Source organism: Phenylobacterium sp. T106 (assembly GCF_057219735.1).
In genome coordinates, this window is sequence record NZ_JBXVWA010000002.1 from 417,915 (window position 1) to 433,859 (window position 15,945).

A 15,945-nucleotide genomic window follows, 5' to 3' on the forward strand; every position below is an offset into this window, starting at 1 on the left:
GGCCCCGAATGAAGATCCTGAAGCTGCTGGGCGGCGCGCTCGCCGCGCTCGCGTTGACGGTCGCGCCGGCCTGGGCGGCCGGTCCCAACGCGTTGGACGCCTATGTCGCCAAGCCCGATCCCAGCTTCGGGTTCACTGTGGTGGGCGTCCAGAAGGGGCTCGGCTACCGCACCGCCGTGCTGCAGCTCACCAGCCAGACCTGGGACGCTCCGAAGGACGTCGACGCCACCGTCTGGAAGCACTGGCTGACGGTCATCATCCCGGACGATGTCGCGAGCCCGAAGGCGTTCCTCTACATCACCGGCGGCGACAAGGGGGATCCCGCGCCGAAGGGGCCGCCGCCGCACCTCGCCAAGCTTGCCGTCGACACGCGCTCGGTGGTGGCCCAGCTCAACGACGTCCCGAACCAGCCCCTGACCTTCGCCGACGATCCGGCGAAGAAGGCCCGGGTCGAGGACGAGATCATCGCCTACCTGCAGGCCCGCTACGCCACGACCAAGGACCCCGCCCAGCTGCTCCGCCTGCCGATGGTGAAGAGCGGTACGCAGGCCATGACCGCCATCCAGCGCTTCGTCGCCACGGATACGAAGGACCGGCTGAAGATCGACGGCTTCGTCGTCGCAGGCGCCTCGAAGCGGGGCTGGACGACCTGGCTCGTTGGGGCGGTGGACAAGCGGGTGGTGGGCATCGTGCCGCTGGTGATCAGCGTGCTCTCGGTGGAGGACACCGCCATCCACCACTGGCGCGCCATGGGCTACTTTTCCCCGGCGCTGCAGGACTACGTCGACGCGCGGCTGATCCCCGACCAGATCGGCAAGCCGGGGCTCGCGGGCGTGAACCTCATCGAGGACCCCCTGAACTACCAGGACCGGCCCACGATGAAGATCCCGAAGTATGTGATCAACGCGGTGGGCGACGAGTACTTCCCGCCCGACAACACGCGCTACGGCTATTCCAAGGTGGCCCAGCCGCGGCGCCTGCGGATGATCCCCAACGCCAACCACTCGCTCTCGGGAACGGACGTGATGGAGAGCGTCACGGCCTTCCACGACGCCGTGATCTCGGGCCGTCCGCTGCCGGACTATTCCTGGTCGGTGGGCAAGGGCGGCGAAATCGTCGTGAAGCCGAAAGGCAGGCCCAGCGAGGTGCGGCTGTGGCAGGGGACCAATCCCAAGGCCCGCGACTTCCGGACAGACACCCTGGGCTTCAAGGCCTTCACCTCGACCGTGCTCACGGCGCGGCCGGACGGGACCTACGTGGGCGCCGTGGAGAAGCCCGCCGCCGGCTACACCGCCTACTTCGTCGAGCTGACCTACCCCAGCGGCGGCAGGTATCCGCTGAAGTTCACCACGGAGGTCTATGTGAAGCCGGACGTCCTGCCCTATCGCTGGGAGGACGCGAAGCCGACTACCCGTCAGGCGGACCGGTAGGCCCTCACGCCCCCATGTTCGACACCCTGCCGCGCCCGGAGGTCCAGGGCCTCCGCATGTCCCGGATCCGCGAGGTGGCGAACGCGGGCCTCGGCCGCGACGACATCCTCGCCTTCTGGTTCGGCGAGTCCGACCAGCCGACGCCCGACTTCATCCGCGAGCCGGCCGCCCGGGCGCTGCTGGACGGCCGCACCTTCTACACCCACAACCTGGGCCGCGCCGACGTGCGCGAGTCGCTGTCGGCCTATCTCGGCCGCCTGCACGGCGGGCCGATCGGCGTCGACCGCCTCGCCATCACGAGCGCCGGGGTCAATGCGGTCATGCTGGCCGCCCAGCTGGTGGTTTCGCCGGGCGACCGGGTGGTGCAGGTCGGGCCGATCTGGCCCAACGTGCCCGAGATTCCCAGGATCCTCTCGGCCCAGGTGGAAATGGTCCCGCTGGAGGCGGCCCAGGGCCGATGGCGACTCGACGTCGACCGCTTGCTGGACGCGCTGACGCCCGACACGCGCGCGCTGGTCCTCAATTCGCCCAACAACCCCACAGGCTGGATGATCCCGGCCGAGGACCGCGCCGCGATCCTGCAGCGCTGTCGCCGCTACGGAATCTGGCTCGTCTGCGACGACGTCTACGAGCGCCTGACGTTCGACCGGCCGACCGCGCCGTCCTTCCTGCCGCTCACCACCGGCGAGGACCGGATCATCGGGACCAACAGCTTCTCCAAGGCCTGGCGCATGACCGGCTGGCGGCTCGGATGGATGGTGACGCCGCCCCGCCTGCTCGAGAGCCTGGGCGTCCTGATCGAGTACAACACGTCCTGCGCGCCCGACTTCGTGCAGGAGGGCGCCAAGGCGGCCCTGGACGATGGCGAGGCGTACGTGGCGTCGGTCCGCGCCGAGCTCGCGGCCGCGCGCGACCAGGTGCTGAGCGCTCTGCGCGCCATGCCGGGCGTGGAGGCGCCGCCGCCGGACGGCGGATTCTACGCCTTCTTCCGGGTGGAGGGCTGCGCGGACTCCCTGCAGTTCTGCAAGGATCTCGTGACCCGGGCCGGGCTGGGCCTCGCGCCGGGCTCGGCCTTCGGAGAGGAGGGCGAGGGCTGGATCCGCTGGTGCTTCGCCGCACGGCCCGAGAAGAACGCCGCGGGCCTGGCGCGCCTGGCGGCCTACCTCGCCAGCCGATAGGCGGCCCACGCCAGCAGGCCGGCCTGGACGGCGAAGATCGCCCACAGCGAGGTGCGGAACGGCTCCTTCTTCGTCTTGTGCCGCAGGATCTGCTGGGCCCACAGCGCCGCCGGGGTCCCGCCCAGGGCAGCCAGCATCAGGAGCCGGTGTTCCGGCGTCCGCCACGCGCCGCGCACCGCCGCCCGCTTGTCCAGGGCGAAGGCGGTGAAGGTCGCCGCGTTGATCAGCGCCAGGTAGGCGACCGCGATCTCGAACACGCGGCCAGCCTAGCCGGCCGCGGTTCGCGAAGGATGAAGGCCTAGCTGGTGGGGGGCGCCGCGGCCTCGGCCGCCGGTTCTTCCGTCGCGGCCGGGGGCGCAGGCTCCTCGGCGGGTGCGTTGGCGCGAAGCGCGGCGCCGCTCAGCTTCGCGCGGGTCTCCAGCTCACCGGCGATCCGCTCGCAGCGGGCGGGCAGGGCCCAGCTCATCCACTCCTGCGCCTTGCGCGCCTTGGTCACGTCGGGCCCGGCGGTCCATGACAGCCGCCCCTGGCGCACGGCCGCCGCGCCCTGGATGTTGATGGGGCGCACCGTCGCCTTCTCGGCCGCCGTCAGCGCGGCCTGGAACTGCTTCAGCTTCTCGCGGCCGTCCCGCTGCATGTCGGCATAGACCCGCAGGTCGTCTTCCAGCGAGGTTCCGGGCTTGCGGAACTGGGTCTCGATCCGCTTCACCTCGGGCATCATCTCGTCATGCAGGTCGAGGTAGCCGCGCAGCGCGCCGTAGCACCAGGCCACGAACTGGTAGTCGTCCTTGGGCGCGCCGGTCGGCAGGCGCTCCTCGGCGGGCGTGGCGACCGGCGGCGGCGCGGCCGGCGCTTCGGCCGCAGCCGGATCCTGGGCATGGAGAAGGAGCGCGAGAACAAGCGGCGTCATGAAGGTCCTTTTGGCGATCGATCGTGTCAGCTTTGCGCCGGCCCGAAACCGCCGCCCCCGGGCGTTTCGATCTCGATGGCGTCGCCAAGCTCCACCGTAACGGAGAAACAGCCGGGAAGTTCATTCACCGACCCCGACGCCCGGATCAAGCGCTGCCGACCGGGTTTTCCGGGGCCGCCGCCCGCCAGGCCCTGCGGCGCCGTCTGGCGGCGGGAAGAAAGCAGCGCCGCCTCCATGGGCGCGAGGAAGCGGATGCGGCGCACCGTGCCGTCGCCGCCGCGCCGCGCGCCGTCGCCGCCCGACCCGCGGCGGATGGCGAAAGCCTCCACGCGGACCGGGAACCGCCGCTCCAGGATCTCGGGGTCGGTCAGGCGCGAGTTGGTCATGTGGATCTGCACCGCGCTGGCTCCGTCAGCCGTCGCGGTCGCGCCGGCCCCGCCGCAGATCGTCTCGTAGTACTGGCGGGCCTCGTCCCCGAAGGTGAAGTTATTCATGGTGCCCTGGCCGTTGGCCATGACCCCCAGCGCGGCGTAGAGCGCGTCGACGATATGCTGGCTGGTCTCGACGTTGCCGGCGACCACCGCCGCGGGCGGGACCGGGGCCAGCATAGATCCCGGCCGGGTGATCACCTTCAGAGGCTCCAGGCAGCCGGCGTTCAGCGGGATGTCGTCGTCCACGAGCGTGCGGAAGACGTAGAGGGCGGCCGCGTCCACGATGGCCGAGGGGCCGTTGAAGTTCGAATCGAGCTGGTCCGACGATCCGGTGAAGTCCAGCGTCGCCGTCCGCGCCGCCGCGTCCACGGTGGTGACCACCGCGATCTCGCCGCCGCCGTCCATGGGCGCCCGCGCCGCGCCGTCGTGCAGGCGGTCGACGGCCCGCCGCACCGCCTCGGCGGCGTTCTGCTGCACGAACGCCATGTAGCGCGCGACCGCGTCGCCTCCGTAGGCGCCGATCATCTCGGCCACCGCCGCCGCGCCGGCCTGGCAGGCGGCGACCTGGGCCTTCAGGTCGGCCAGGTTGCGCTCCGGGGCCCGGGCGGGCCAGCGCCCTGCGGCCAGCGCCGCGCGGACCTCGGCGTCCAGGAAGCGCCCGTCGCGCATGATGGGCAGTGCGTCCAGCATCACCCCCTCCTCGTCGATGGTGCGCGAGAAGGGCGGCATGGAGCCGGGCTGGATGCCGCCGACGTCGGCGTGGTGTCCCCGGGCCGCGACGTAGAACGCCGGGGCCTCGCTGCCGGGGTCGAGGAACACCGGCGTCACCACCGTGATGTCCGGAAGGTGGGTGCCGCCTGCATAGGGGTTGTTGAGCGCGAAGGCCTGGCCGCGTTCCAGGCGGGGATGCCGGTCGCGGACGGCGCGCACGCTCGCGCCCATCGAGCCCAGGTGCACCGGCATGTGCGGCGCGTTGGCCACCAGGCCGCCGTCGGCGTCGAAGAGCGCGCACGAGAAGTCCAGCCGCTCCTTGATGTTCACCGAGTGCGCGGTCCGCTCCAGCGCAGCGCCCATCGCTTCGGCCACGCCCATGAAGCGGCGGTTGAACAGCTCCAGCGTCACGGGATCGGGGCGGTCCAGCGCGATGGCCTCGCGCACGGCGGCGGCCGCGCGGGTCAGGCGGATCAGGCCGCCCGCGTCGGCCGCGGCTCGCCACCCGGGCAGCACGGCGATCTGGGTGTCGGGGCGTACGATCAGGGCAGGCCCCTCGACGGCGGTCACCGCGTCCGCGGTCACGACGGCGGCGTCATGCCACGCGCCCGCGGCGTACATCCGCACGCTCCCTCGACGGTCGGGCTCGGCCGGCGTCGACGCCGCCGGCGCCAGAGCGCCGCGCGCCGCCGCCACACCGCCCTCCAGCCGTTCTCCATCGGGGAGGAGGGCTTGCGCCTCGCATTCCACGGCCGCGATCTGGATCTGGCGCTCGGGCTCCACGAAGCCGAACAGGCGCTGGTGCGCCGCCTCGAAGGCGGCCGTCGCCGTGGCGGCGTCCGACAGCGCGGCCGGCAGCTCGGCGTCGGCGCCGTCGTAGCGCAGGCGCAGGGTCCGACGGACGGCGCCCGTTTCGGCCCCCTGGGCGGCCATGTCGGACCGCACGCCGGCCTCCAGTTCGGCCAGCGCGGACTGGGCCGCCGCCAGGCCGCCGTCCTCGAGCGGCGCGTCGAGCCCGGCCTGCCGCAGCGCCGTCACCTGCGCCTGCCCGATCCCCCAGGCCGAAAGCACGCTGCCGTAGCGCGGGCACAGCACCTCGCCGACGCCAAGCGCCTCGGCGGTCTGGCAGGCGACCTGGCCCGCGGCGCCGCCGAACGCCACCAGCGCGTGGCCGCGCGGGTCGAAGCCCCGCTCGGTGGAGATGCGCCGCACCGCCTGGGCCATCTGCTCGACCGCGACGGCGATGAACCCCTCGGCCGCCGCCTCGACGCTCGCCCCCATGGCCAAGGCCAGCTCCGCCAGGGCCGCCCGGCTCGCGGCGGGGTCGAGCGGCGCGTCGCCCTTGGGTCCGAACACCTGGGGAAAGCTCCGCGGGTCCAGCCGCCCGAGCACGAGGTTGGCGTCCGTCACCGCCGCGGGCCCGCCGCGGCCATAGCAGGCGGGACCGGGGTCGGCGCCGGCGCTGGCCGGGCCGGCGCGCGCGCGCATCCCGTCGAAGGTGAGGACCGAGCCGCCGCCCGCGGCCACGGTCTCCACGTCCAGTGTCGGGCTCCGCAGCCGCACGCCCGCCACGCGCGCGGCGTCGCGCCGCTCCAGCGCGCCCGCGTACCGGCACACGTCGGTCGAGGTGCCGCCCATGTCGAACCCCAGCACGGCCTCCGCGCCGGCCGCCGCCGCGGTCCTGGCCACGCCGACCACGCCGCCCGCCGGGCCCGAGACCACCGCGTCGCGGCCCCGGAACGCGTCCGCGCGCACGAGCCCCCCGGCCGAGGTCATGAAGTAGAGCGGCGCGCCCGCCACCGCGTCGGCGACCCGGCGGACGTAGGCCTGCAGCACCGGCGTCAGGTAGGCGTCGGCCACCGTCGTCTCGGCGCGCGGCGTGAAGCGGGGCAGGGGCGACACCTCGGACGACAGCGCCACGAAGCCGAACCCGGCCTCCCGCGCGATCGCGCCCGCCGCCTGCTCGTGGGCCGGGTTCAGGTCGGCGTGCAGGAAGGCGATGGCCGCCGATGTGAAGCCGGCGGCGACGGCGGCCTCGAGGCTCCGGCGGAGCGGCGCCTCGTCCAGCGCCGTGACCACGCCGCCGTCGGCCGCCAGCCGCTCGCGGGCCTCCACGACGCCGTCGTAGAGCGGCGGCGGCTTCCGGATGTTCAGGGCGAACAGCTCTGGCCTCGACTGGTCGCCGATCGCGAGCGCGTCGGCGAAACCCTCGGTCGTCACGAACAGCGTGCGCGCGCCGCGCCGTTCGAGCAGGGCGTTGGTGGCGACCGTCGTGCCCATCTTGATGGCCTCGACCCGATGCGCCGGGAACGGCGCGCCGCCGGCGACGCCGAGGATCCGCCGCATCGCCTCCACGGCGGCGTCCTCATAGGCCGGCGACGCGGACAGCAGCTTCAGCGAGACCTCGGCGCCGTCGTCGAAACGGCCGATCACGTCGGTGAAGGTGCCGCCCCTGTCGATCCAGAACGCGCAACGCCTGTCCAAAACTTAACCTCTCGCGGCAATTGTCATGCGTGCGACACGGCCTTAAGGCATGCCCATAGCGAAATGAGCTTCTGGCGCAAAATTGCCGGCCTCGCGGTTCGCAAGGTCGATGAGGCGGAATGCGACGTCTGCCCGCCGGGGCTGCCGGGTGAGGATCCTGCGTTTTCCACCGCCGTCACGGCCCTCGGCGCCAAGCTCGCCAAGGCCGATGGCGAGGCCCAGGCCGAGGAGTACGCGACCTTCCACACCATTTTCCAGGCCGAGCCGGGCAGCGAGGGCGCGATCCGCCGCCTCTACCAGCTGGCCCGCCAGACCACCCGCGGCTTCGAGGGCTACGCCCGGCGGCTGCGCAAGCGGTACGGCGCCTGCCCGCAGCTGCTCGAGGACGTGCTGGACGGCCTGTTCCACATCGCGGCCTCCGACGGCGCGGTCACCAGCGACGAGCTCGCCTACCTGGAGCGGGTCTGCGAGCTGTTCGGGCTCTCGCCGCTCGTCTTCCGCCGGCTGAAAGCGACGCACCTGGGCGCCGCCAACGACGACCCGTACGTGATCCTGGGCGTGGCCCCCGACGCCTCGGACGAGGTGGTCCGCGCGGCCTGGCGCGCCCAGCTCTCGGAAGCCCACCCCGACCGGGTCCGCGCCCGCGGGCTGCCCGTCGAGTTCGTTGAGGTGGCCGAGGCCAAGGCCGCGGCCATCAACGCCGCGTACTCCACCATCCAGCGCGAACGCGCCGCAATGTCGCGCGTCGGCGCGGCGTGACCGCCAAATTGCCGCCGTTTGCCGCCTGCAAGGTTGACGCCTGGAACCGCTGTGCTGTGATGCGTCTTTCCCGGACGCGTCCTGCGCGCCGCTGAGGAGCTGACATGGTCGGGTCTGATCGAGTGAAGGGCTTTGCCGCCGGACCGGGTTCGGCGCTCCGCAGCCTGGCCGCGGTCGGCGCGACCCTGGCGACCGCAGCCGCCGTCGTGGTGGGCGCCGTTCTCGCGGTCTTCGCCGCCGCCACCGTGGCGGTCATCGCGATCATGGGCTCGGCCCTCCTGGCGCTGGCCGGCCTCGCGCTCCGCGCCCGCCGCACCGTCCGCGCCCAGCCCAACGGCATCATCGAGGCCCGCCACCGCGGCGGCCACCACTGGGTGGCCTACGGCTGGAACGAGCGGCGCTAGGCCGCCGGCCGCCGAGCTTCGGCGCCCCGATCATCGCGCCTGCGCGGTGCTGCGCCGCCCCCGCAACCTGCCGGCGCGCGCGCCCTAGCCTTTGAACCCGGCGAACAGCGGCCGATTAATGCCGTGGGCCATGGAGCGCGGCGCTTCCAGGGACGTTCCGGGTCTCATGCGCCTGCGATGAGCCTGGTCCTCATCGGCGCTTGAACAGTCGATCAGCTCCCGGAAGCCGTCCGGACGTCGCCGGAAAGGCGAGACAATGCTCCTCCTCGCCTCCGCCGTCGTGCTGCTCCTGGTGCTCCTGAACGGCCTGTTCGCCATGTCCGAGCTGGCGGTGGTCTCGTCCCGCAAGCCGAGACTTCGATCCCGGGCCGACGGCGGCGACGGCGGCGCCCGCGCCGCGCTGGCTCTGGCCGAGGATCCCACGCGCTTCCTCTCGGCCGTGCAGGTCGGCATCACGCTGATCGGCATCTTCGCCGGCGCCTTCGGACAGGCGACCATCGCCCTCGAACTGGACCTGCTGCTCGAGGGCGTGCCCGGCCTCGGCCCCTATTCCGAGGAGATCGCGACCGTCATCGTCGTGGTCCTGCTGACGTACCTCTCGCTGATCCTCGGCGAGCTCGTGCCCAAGCGGCTGGCGCTCACGCACCCCGAGGCGATCGCCGCCCTGGTGGCCAGGCCGCTGTCTCTGCTGGCCCGGCTCCTGGGCCCTTTCGTCACCCTGCTCACCTTCTCCACCAGCGCGGTGCTGACGCTGCTGCGCGTGCGCGACAGCGAGGGCTCGACGGTCACCCACGACGAGGTCGAGGCCGTGCTGGCGGAAGGCGCCGGCGCCGGCGTCATCGAGCCCCAGGAACAGGCGATGATGCATGAGGTCATGCGCCTGGGGGACCGGGCTGTGCGGGTCGCCATGACGCCGCGCACGGAGATCTATTGGGTCTCTCTCGACGATCCCGAAGAGCGGCGACGCCGGGAGATCCGCGCCTGCCCCTACTCGCGCTTCATCCTGGCGCGGGGCGAGCACCTCGAAGGCCAGCTCGGCGTCGTGCACAAGCGTGACGTCGCCGACGTTCTGCTCTCGGGGCGACCGCTGGACCTGGCCGGGCTGGCCCAGCCGCCGCTGTACATCCGCGAGACGACGTCCCTGCTCCAGGCGCTGGAGCAGTTCCGGTCCTCCAAGGTCCACCTCGCGCTGGTGATCGACGAGTTCGGCGGCGTGATCTCCCCCACGGACCTTCTGGAGATGATCGCCGGCGACCTTCCCGAGGCTCACGATGCGCCGGCGGCCATGGTGCTGCCCCGCGAAGACGGCTCCTACCTCGTGGACGGACGGGTGGACCTTGTGGAGCTTGGCGAAGCCCTGAAGGCCGATGGGCTCACGGCCGGCGGCTTCCATACGGCGGCGGGACTGGTCCTCGCCGCCGCCGGGCGCATTCCCAAGGAAGGCGAAGTCCTCCAAGTCGGCGACTTCGACGTCGAGGTCATCGACATGGACGAGCGGCGGATCGACAAGCTGGTGTTCCGCCGCCGATCCGGGGCCTGACGCGACGCATGCCGCGCTTGCGCCAGCTTGCCGGCTGGATCCTCAGCGGCCTTGCGGCCCTGGCTGCGCTCGTCGTGCTGGTCAACGTCGCGCTCGTCCTGGTGCTGTTCGGGCCGGGCGAGGGGGCGGCGCGGTTGCTCGGTGACTGGCGGCGCATCGCCCTGGCCCATCAGCTCGGAGAGAGCCGCCTCACCCCTCAGGAGGCGTTCACGAGGGCTTACGGCGACAAGCTCGGCGCTCAGCCTGCCGCGGCCGCGATCCGCCGCCACTTGGCTGCGGATCTCGAGGCGACGGAGCCCGCCATGTTCGATGTCGCCTGGCGCGCTACATCCTGGCGCGGTTCGGCGCGATCGACGGCCGCACGGTTCCCCCGGGCGTCTATCTCGCCGCCGGCCCCATCGGCCCCGACGGTTGGCCTGGCCCACTCTTCACCCACTACCTGATGTTTCCGCGCCACGGGTATCTGCTGGTGGTGCCGCACCGGCGGGGCGATCGATGGCCCGAAGCCTATGAGGCCACCGCGAGCCTGCGTGAGGAGTTCCGCCGGCGCGGAGATGGCGACGCCCTCTACGGCGCGATCGAGGTCTACCGCCCCGGCGCCTACGACTTCCCGACGCCGGGCGAACCGATCCATGACCTCGTGCTGCTGACCAGCGACCCCGCGGCGGCCGCGCGGATCGTGGACGGGCTCGCCGCCTTCGCCCGGCGGCTGGGCGACAGCGATCTCGCCTACAGGCTCCTGCGCCGCAATTCGAACTCCGCGCTGGCCTGCTACCTCGGCAGCGCGGGCCTAACGGAGACGGTTGGACGTCCCCTGCGGTCGAGGCTGCTGCTGCGTTTGCGCCTTCCCGGCATCGCCCAGGACGGCGGCCTGCCCTGCTGAGCAGGGTCGCCAGCCCTCGCGGGGGAACTTCCCGGGCGTCGTGGCTACCCCAGGGCGCGGTCTTCGCAGAACTTCGCCAGGCCGCGCAGGGGGACTGATCCGTCGCCCGCGAAGGCGCTGCCGTGCATGAGGGCCAGGGTGCGCGGCTCGAGGTCGGCGAGGCGGCGTAGCGTGGGGCCGGTCGCCGGGGCGAGCGTCATGGCGCCGCTCGCCGACTCCATGGCGATCGCGGCGTCCAGCACGTCGGCCGAGGTCAGCGGCTCGGGGTCGCCGCCGTGCGTCAGCAGGTCCCCCGCGAACAGCGTGCCCGCCGTCTCCTCGAAGACGCAGCCCGCCTCCCAGCCGTGCGGCACGTGGGGCGTGTCGAGCCAGCGCATCCGCTTGCCGCCCAGGTCCAGGACCTCGCCGTCGGCCAGCGGACGGGGCGGGCGGTCGGCGAGGTCGTTCAGCGAGACGTCGCAGCCGAGCCGGCCGAAGGCGACCTGGGCGTTCGGCGCGGCGGCCAGCCAGGCGTTCATGGCCCCGCACTCGTCGGCCTCGACGTGGCCGAAGCCGATCCAGCGGAGCCGCTCGATCGGCATGATCCGCGCCACGGCCGCCGACACGGCCGGGAACAGCATCCGCTGCCCCGTGTGGAACAGCATCGGCTCGTCCGCGGCGATGAGGAACTGGTTGAAGGTGAAGCCGTCCGGCGTCACCGCGGGGACGAAGGTGGAGAGGCGATAGACGCCGTCGGCGATCTCGTGGACGCGGGTCTCCATCACGGAGCCTCCTTGGTCTGAAGGGTTTCGAGCCAGGCGTTGGCCAGTTCGGATACGCGCTCGGCGGCCGCGTCCGGGGAGAATCCCAGGCGCGTGAAGGCGTCCAGCGTCCCGTGGTCGATCAGTCCGGCCAGCGTCGTCGCAGCGGTCTCGTCGCCGCCCACGGCCAGGCGGCTGAGGTCGAGGCGCACCGAGCGCTCCAGTTCCACATAGGGCTTCAGCACCGGCACGCGCTCCTGGTCGGCGAGCACGCTGCCGAACGCCCGCACGCCGGCGAACAGCCGGAAGAAGGCGGCGGCGAGACGCCGGACGCGCTCGGCGCGGCTGGTCGCGCCGTCGAACAGCGCCGCCGTGGGGATGGGGTTTTCGGCGAAGGTGTGGGCGCCGCAGGCGTTCACCGCGTCGTCGTAGGTCGGGAAGTGGTGATAGACCGAGCCGACGCTGACCCCGGCGCGCGCCGCGATCTGCTTCATGCTCGTCGCCGCGATGCCCTGCTCGCCGTGGAGCGCACGGGTCGCCTCGACGATGCGCCGCCGGGTCTCTTCCGCGCTCTCGCCGCGCCGGGACTGTCGATAGGGCCGCGCCATGCTGGGTCTTTAATCGAGCGAACGATCAATCAATAAATTCGCGAGCGGCCAAGGTCAAGTTGGCGCGACGTCAGCCTTGCCCGTCCGGGCCCGCCTCTCTACCGTTCGTTCAAACACCTGTTGGGAGACACCGGGATGACCATCGGCATCGTCGCGACCATGAAGATCCAGGAAGGCAAGAACGCGGAGTTCGAGGCCTTCTTCACCGAACTCGCCAAGCAGGTGCGCGCGAACGAGCCCGGGAACATCGCCTACCAGCTCACCAAGAGCCGCAAGGACCCGCAGGAGTACAAGGTCCTTGAGCTCTACAAGGACCAGGAGGCCGTGACGGTCCACGGCCAGACCGAGTATTTCAAGGCGGCCGGCCCGAAGTTCGCCGGCGTGCTGGCCGGGCGCCCCGACGTGGAACTGCTGGACGGCGTCGACTGAGAAGGACGTATCGCCATGGACCTGGATTTCGCCCCTGAGGACCTCGCCTTCCGCGACGAGGTCCGCGCCTTCATCGCCGAGGCGTTCGACGACGACATGCGCGCCAAGCTCGCGCAGTCGAAGAACAACCACCTCGACAAGGAGGCCCAGGTCCGCTGGCTGAAGCGGCTCGGCGAGAAGGGCTGGATCGCGCCGGACTGGCCGGTGGAGTACGGCGGCACCGGCTGGAGCCTGGGCAAGAAGTACGTGTTCGACATGGAGATGGCGCTGGCCGGCGCGCCGTCGACCTCGAACATGGGCCTGCGCATGTGCGCCCCGGTCGTCATGGCCTTCGGGACGCCCGAGCAGAAGGCCCAGCACCTGCCGAAGATCCTCACCACCGACGTGTGGTGGTGCCAGGGCTACTCCGAGCCGGGCTCCGGCTCCGACCTCGCTTCGCTGGCCCTGAAGGCCGAGCGGGACGGGGATTACTACGTGCTCAACGGGTCGAAGACGTGGACGACGCTGGCCCAGTGGGCCGACTGGATGTTCTGCCTCGTCCGCACCTCGAACGAGGAGATCCGGCAGAAGGGCATCTCGTTCCTGCTGATCGACATGAAGACGCCGGGGATCACCATCCGCCCGATCCCCACCCTAGACGGGCCGCCCGAGGGCGAGCAGGAAATCAACGAGACGTTCTTCGACAACGTCCGCGTGCCGGTCGCCAACCGCATCGGCAAGGAAGGCGAGGGCTGGACCTACGCCAAGTATCTGCTGCAGTTCGAGCGCGGCAACGCCTACGCCCCCGGCCTGCAGGCGCAGCTCAAGAAGGTCCGCACCATCGCCAACCTGGAGCGCTCCGACGGCGGCGGCTCGATGATGAGCGATCCCGACTTCCGCAAGAAGCTCGCGGAGGTCGAGATCAAGGTGGAAGCCCTGAACGCAACCGAGCTGCGAATCTTCGCGGGCCGCGCCAACGGCGACGCCATGGGCGCCGTCTCCTCGATGCTGAAGCTGGAAGGCAGCCAGATGCAGCAGGCGGTGACCGAGCTCGCGCTGGAGGCGGCCGGCGTCTACGCCCAGCCCTTCGTGCGCGACACCTGGGAGATGCTCCGCCCCGGCGGCAACACCTTCCGCGCCGGCCCGGACTACGCCGCCACCGTCGCGCCGCACTACTTCAACTACCGCAAGACCTCGATCTACGCGGGCTCGAACGAGATCCAGCACAACATCATGGCGAAGATGGTGCTGGGGCTGTAGCGCCTCACGCTGCGATCGCGCGCGGCTGGGTCGGCTAGAGGCCCAGCACGCGCTTGGCGATGATGTTCCGCTGAACCTCGTCTGAGCCGCCGGCGATGCTGGCGGCGCGGCCTTCGAAATAGCGCACCACCTCGGGACGCGCCCACGCGGGTCCGACGTCGAGGGGCGCCACGCCCGACGCCTCCGGGAACCAGGGCGCGGCGTAGGGACCTGCGCACTCGACGAAGAACTCGGTCATCCGCTGGACGATGTCCGTGCCCTTGAGCTTCAGGGTCGAGGACTGGGCCCCCGGCGCGCCGCCCGCGGCGACCTCGGAGAGCGTCCGCAGCTCTGTCATGGCCAGGGCCTGCAGCTCGATGTCGGCCCACGCCAGCCGCCGGCCGAACCCGGTGTCCTCGAGCAGGCGTCCGCCCTCCGACCCCGCCAACTCCGCCGCGGCCAGGTGGAGCCGCCTGGACAGGTCCGTGGAGAGCGAGACGTAGGCCTGGCCCGTCCGCTCGTGGGTCAGCAAGCCCTTGGCGACGGTCCAGCCCTCGCCTTCGCGGCCGACGCGGTTCTCTACCGGCACGCGCACCGCGTCGAACGTCACCCGGTTGAACATGTGGCGCCCGTCGATCGAGATGATGGGGCGCACGGTCACGCCCGGCGAACGCATGTCGAGCAGCAGGAAGGTGATCCCGGCCTGCCGCACGGGCTCGTCCGAGGTGCGCGTGAGGCAGAACATCCAGTCGGCGCGGTGCGCTCCGCTTGTCCACACCTTCTCGCCGTCGACCACGTAGCTGTCGCCGTCGAGCACCGCCCGTGTGCGCAGCGAGGCGAGGTCCGAGCCGGCCTCTGGCTCGGAGTAGCCCTGGCACCACCTCACCCGGTCATGGAGGATGTCGGGCAGGAAGCGGGCCTGCTGCTCCGGCGATCCGTAGGCGAAGAGGATGGGCGCCAGCATGCCCATGCCCATGCCGCCCACCTGCGGCGGCAGGCCCGCGGCGGTGACCTCGCGTTCCCAGATGAAGTTCTGGGTCGGCGTCCAGCCGGGCCCGCCGAAGGCCTCCGGCCACCTGTTCGCCGCCCAGCCCCGATCGAGCAGCGCCTGCAGCCAACGGCGCTCGTGAGCCGGGCGCCCGTCGTATCGCTCGGGCGGCGGGAAGGTCGCCGCGATCAGGCCGCGGACCTCGTCGCGGAAGCGGATCTCGTCGGCCGTCAGGCTCAGGTCCATGGACAGGCGTCCGATATTTATTATACGATCCGTCAATAATAGCGGCCGTGCGGGCCGGTCAAGGGAGGCGAAGCATGTCTGCCGGGGACTTCACCCTTCTCGAGCGGGACGGCGTGCTGGCCGGACCGGTCCGCTGCCCCGTCAACGTCTCGCGCGACGCGGCGGGGTCGATCCACGACGACAGCACGGCTCAGACGCTGGGCTTCCGCGGCGGGACGGTCGCCGGCAACATTCATTTCGAGCAGTTCCCGCCCCTGATGCTGGCGCGCTTCGGCGAGGGCTGGCGCAGGCGTGGCGGGCTTTCGCTGTACTTCCTGAACGCGACCACCGACGGGGAGCCCGTGCAGGCGTACGTGGGCCCCTCGGCCGAGATCGCGCCCGGGGTCCATCGCGCCCCCGCCTGGATGGAGACGCCCGAGGGCGTCCGCGTCTGCGAGGGGACGGCGTGGGCCGGCGGGCCGGACGCCGCCTCGGAACTGCGGCAGCGGGTCGCGCGCCAGCGGCCCGCGGAAGACCTTCGCATCCTGAAGGCGTCGCGTGTCGGCGACGCGGTGACGGACGTTCCCAGCCGCCTGGACGGAGAGACCTCGCTGCGGCGGCTCGAGGGCGTGACCGAGGCGCTGGCGGAATACCGCGACGCCGCGCTGTTCGGGGAACTCGTGGCCGCGCCCGCCGTCGCCATCGACGCGCTGCGCGTGGTGGAGGGCCCCCTGTTCCGGACCGACCGGGACTATGTCGGGATGTTCGGGGCGATCGAGCTGCAGTTCCTCGACGGTCCGATCTTCCTCGACCACGACTACCGGGCCGACGGCCGAGTGCTGGCGCTGGGCGAGTCCCCGAAGACGGAGGTGGCCTGGTACGAGAGCACGCTGCGGGACGCCGCCGACGACCGCCCCGTGGCCCGCCTCGTGATGATGAGCCGGCTCCTCAAGGCCTCGTCGCCGCTCTGGAGCTAGGTCGTTGCCCGCACCCGCGGCGGCTCTACA

Annotated in this window: 16 protein-coding genes; 10 read left to right on the forward strand and 6 right to left on the reverse strand. The window is 71.9% G+C overall.

The features are described from left to right. Nucleotides 1–8 precede the first annotated feature (8 nt). Both AC2D8W_RS06740 and AC2D8W_RS06745 read left to right on the forward strand, forming a co-directional pair. Entirely contained in the window at nucleotides 9–1,430 is a 1,422-nt protein-coding gene (locus AC2D8W_RS06740; protein WP_484670886.1) for a PhoPQ-activated protein PqaA family protein, read from the forward strand. A gap of 14 nt (nucleotides 1,431–1,444) precedes the next feature. Continuing rightward, nucleotides 1,445–2,608, forward strand: coding sequence for a pyridoxal phosphate-dependent aminotransferase (locus AC2D8W_RS06745; protein WP_484670887.1), 1,164 nt, complete (start codon nucleotides 1,445–1,447; stop codon nucleotides 2,606–2,608). On the opposite strand, the gene AC2D8W_RS06750 is transcribed toward AC2D8W_RS06745, so the two are convergent. Genes AC2D8W_RS06750 through AC2D8W_RS06760 form a run of 3 tightly spaced genes read right to left on the reverse strand, consistent with a single transcriptional unit; the run spans nucleotide 2,590 to nucleotide 7,144 of the window. Next, the gene (locus tag AC2D8W_RS06750) at nucleotides 2,590–2,865 is read right to left on the reverse strand and encodes a DUF1294 domain-containing protein (RefSeq protein WP_484670888.1); all 276 of its coding nucleotides are present in this window, start codon (nucleotides 2,863–2,865) and stop codon (nucleotides 2,590–2,592) included. The two genes, AC2D8W_RS06745 and AC2D8W_RS06750, sit on opposite strands and share 19 nt — an antisense overlap. A gap of 41 nt (nucleotides 2,866–2,906) precedes the next feature. Beyond that, nucleotides 2,907–3,518, reverse strand: a complete 612-nt coding sequence (locus tag AC2D8W_RS06755; protein WP_484670889.1) for a hypothetical protein — start codon at nucleotides 3,516–3,518, stop codon at nucleotides 2,907–2,909. A 26-nt stretch (nucleotides 3,519–3,544) separates the two neighbouring features. After that, nucleotides 3,545–7,144 carry a hydantoinase B/oxoprolinase family protein gene (locus tag AC2D8W_RS06760; protein ID WP_484670890.1) on the reverse strand — a complete coding sequence of 1,200 codons (3,600 nt, stop codon included), beginning with the start codon at nucleotides 7,142–7,144 and terminating at the stop codon, nucleotides 3,545–3,547. Between the two features lie 63 nt (nucleotides 7,145–7,207). On the opposite strand from AC2D8W_RS06760, the gene AC2D8W_RS06765 reads away from it, so the two are divergent. From AC2D8W_RS06765 to AC2D8W_RS06785, 5 genes are all read left to right on the forward strand, one after another. Further along, nucleotides 7,208–7,903 (forward strand): TerB family tellurite resistance protein, encoded by a 696-nt coding sequence (locus AC2D8W_RS06765; protein ID WP_484670891.1) that lies wholly within the window; start codon nucleotides 7,208–7,210, stop codon nucleotides 7,901–7,903. A 104-nt stretch (nucleotides 7,904–8,007) separates the two neighbouring features. Then, on the forward strand, nucleotides 8,008–8,307 hold the full coding sequence (locus AC2D8W_RS06770; protein ID WP_484670892.1) for a hypothetical protein: 300 nt from the start codon (nucleotides 8,008–8,010) through the stop codon (nucleotides 8,305–8,307). A 256-nt stretch (nucleotides 8,308–8,563) separates the two neighbouring features. Then, entirely contained in the window at nucleotides 8,564–9,847 is a 1,284-nt protein-coding gene (locus AC2D8W_RS06775) for a hemolysin family protein (RefSeq protein ID WP_484670893.1), read from the forward strand. A gap of 8 nt (nucleotides 9,848–9,855) precedes the next feature. Next, nucleotides 9,856–10,290: a hypothetical protein gene (locus AC2D8W_RS06780; protein WP_484670894.1), complete on the forward strand. Its 435-nt coding sequence runs from the start codon at nucleotides 9,856–9,858 to the stop codon at nucleotides 10,288–10,290. Next, nucleotides 10,290–10,730: a hypothetical protein gene (locus AC2D8W_RS06785; RefSeq protein WP_484670895.1), complete on the forward strand. Its 441-nt coding sequence runs from the start codon at nucleotides 10,290–10,292 to the stop codon at nucleotides 10,728–10,730. The genes AC2D8W_RS06780 and AC2D8W_RS06785 overlap by 1 nt, the downstream gene beginning before the upstream one ends. Before the next feature lie 44 nt (nucleotides 10,731–10,774). Here AC2D8W_RS06785 and AC2D8W_RS06790 read toward each other — a convergent pair whose 3' ends face one another. Together AC2D8W_RS06790 and AC2D8W_RS06795 are read right to left on the reverse strand one after the other, a co-directional pair. Then, complete coding sequence (locus AC2D8W_RS06790) at nucleotides 10,775–11,491, reverse strand: oxygen-binding di-iron domain-containing protein (protein ID WP_484670896.1); 717 nt, start codon at nucleotides 11,489–11,491, stop codon at nucleotides 10,775–10,777. Beyond that, a complete protein-coding gene (locus AC2D8W_RS06795) occupies nucleotides 11,491–12,078 on the reverse strand; it encodes a TetR/AcrR family transcriptional regulator (RefSeq protein WP_484670897.1) in 588 nt (195 codons plus the stop codon). The genes AC2D8W_RS06790 and AC2D8W_RS06795 overlap by 1 nt, the downstream gene beginning before the upstream one ends. A 135-nt stretch (nucleotides 12,079–12,213) precedes the next feature. On the opposite strand from AC2D8W_RS06795, the gene AC2D8W_RS06800 reads away from it, so the two are divergent. Beyond that, complete coding sequence (locus tag AC2D8W_RS06800) at nucleotides 12,214–12,507, forward strand: putative quinol monooxygenase (protein WP_293480559.1); 294 nt, start codon at nucleotides 12,214–12,216, stop codon at nucleotides 12,505–12,507. Nucleotides 12,508–12,522: 15 nt separating this feature from the next. After that, complete coding sequence (locus AC2D8W_RS06805; RefSeq protein WP_293480560.1) at nucleotides 12,523–13,746, forward strand: acyl-CoA dehydrogenase family protein; 1,224 nt, start codon at nucleotides 12,523–12,525, stop codon at nucleotides 13,744–13,746. Nucleotides 13,747–13,780: 34 nt separating this feature from the next. On the opposite strand, the gene AC2D8W_RS06810 is transcribed toward AC2D8W_RS06805, so the two are convergent. After that, complete coding sequence (locus tag AC2D8W_RS06810; RefSeq protein WP_484670898.1) at nucleotides 13,781–14,959, reverse strand: acyl-CoA dehydrogenase family protein; 1,179 nt, start codon at nucleotides 14,957–14,959, stop codon at nucleotides 13,781–13,783. Between the two features lie 74 nt (nucleotides 14,960–15,033). Here AC2D8W_RS06810 and AC2D8W_RS06815 point away from each other — a divergent pair, with 74 nt between their 5' ends. Then, on the forward strand, nucleotides 15,034–15,915 hold the full coding sequence (locus tag AC2D8W_RS06815; RefSeq protein WP_484670899.1) for a hypothetical protein: 882 nt from the start codon (nucleotides 15,034–15,036) through the stop codon (nucleotides 15,913–15,915). The last annotated feature ends 30 nt before the right edge of the window (nucleotides 15,916–15,945 follow it).

Excerpts from the sequence above, each read along its gene's own strand:
- AC2D8W_RS06815 (WP_484670899.1), top strand. The coding sequence starts at position 15,034 with ATGTCTGCCGGGGACTTCACCCTTCTCGAGCGGGACGGCGTGCTGGCC.
- AC2D8W_RS06775 (WP_484670893.1), top strand. The coding sequence starts at position 8,564 with ATGCTCCTCCTCGCCTCCGCCGTCGTGCTGCTCCTGGTGCTCCTGAAC.
- AC2D8W_RS06780 (WP_484670894.1), top strand. The coding sequence starts at position 9,856 with ATGCCGCGCTTGCGCCAGCTTGCCGGCTGGATCCTCAGCGGCCTTGCG.
- AC2D8W_RS06755 (WP_484670889.1), bottom strand. The coding sequence starts at position 3,518 with ATGACGCCGCTTGTTCTCGCGCTCCTTCTCCATGCCCAGGATCCGGCT.
- AC2D8W_RS06765 (WP_484670891.1), top strand. The coding sequence starts at position 7,208 with ATGAGCTTCTGGCGCAAAATTGCCGGCCTCGCGGTTCGCAAGGTCGAT.
- AC2D8W_RS06745 (WP_484670887.1), top strand. The coding sequence starts at position 1,445 with ATGTTCGACACCCTGCCGCGCCCGGAGGTCCAGGGCCTCCGCATGTCC.
- AC2D8W_RS06790 (WP_484670896.1), bottom strand. The coding sequence starts at position 11,491 with ATGGAGACCCGCGTCCACGAGATCGCCGACGGCGTCTATCGCCTCTCC.
- AC2D8W_RS06795 (WP_484670897.1), bottom strand. The coding sequence starts at position 12,078 with ATGGCGCGGCCCTATCGACAGTCCCGGCGCGGCGAGAGCGCGGAAGAG.
- AC2D8W_RS06770 (WP_484670892.1), top strand. The coding sequence starts at position 8,008 with ATGGTCGGGTCTGATCGAGTGAAGGGCTTTGCCGCCGGACCGGGTTCG.
- AC2D8W_RS06785 (WP_484670895.1), top strand. The coding sequence starts at position 10,290 with ATGTTTCCGCGCCACGGGTATCTGCTGGTGGTGCCGCACCGGCGGGGC.
- AC2D8W_RS06800 (WP_293480559.1), top strand. The coding sequence starts at position 12,214 with ATGACCATCGGCATCGTCGCGACCATGAAGATCCAGGAAGGCAAGAAC.
- AC2D8W_RS06805 (WP_293480560.1), top strand. The coding sequence starts at position 12,523 with ATGGACCTGGATTTCGCCCCTGAGGACCTCGCCTTCCGCGACGAGGTC.
- AC2D8W_RS06740 (WP_484670886.1), top strand. The coding sequence starts at position 9 with ATGAAGATCCTGAAGCTGCTGGGCGGCGCGCTCGCCGCGCTCGCGTTG.
- AC2D8W_RS06810 (WP_484670898.1), bottom strand. The coding sequence starts at position 14,959 with ATGGACCTGAGCCTGACGGCCGACGAGATCCGCTTCCGCGACGAGGTC.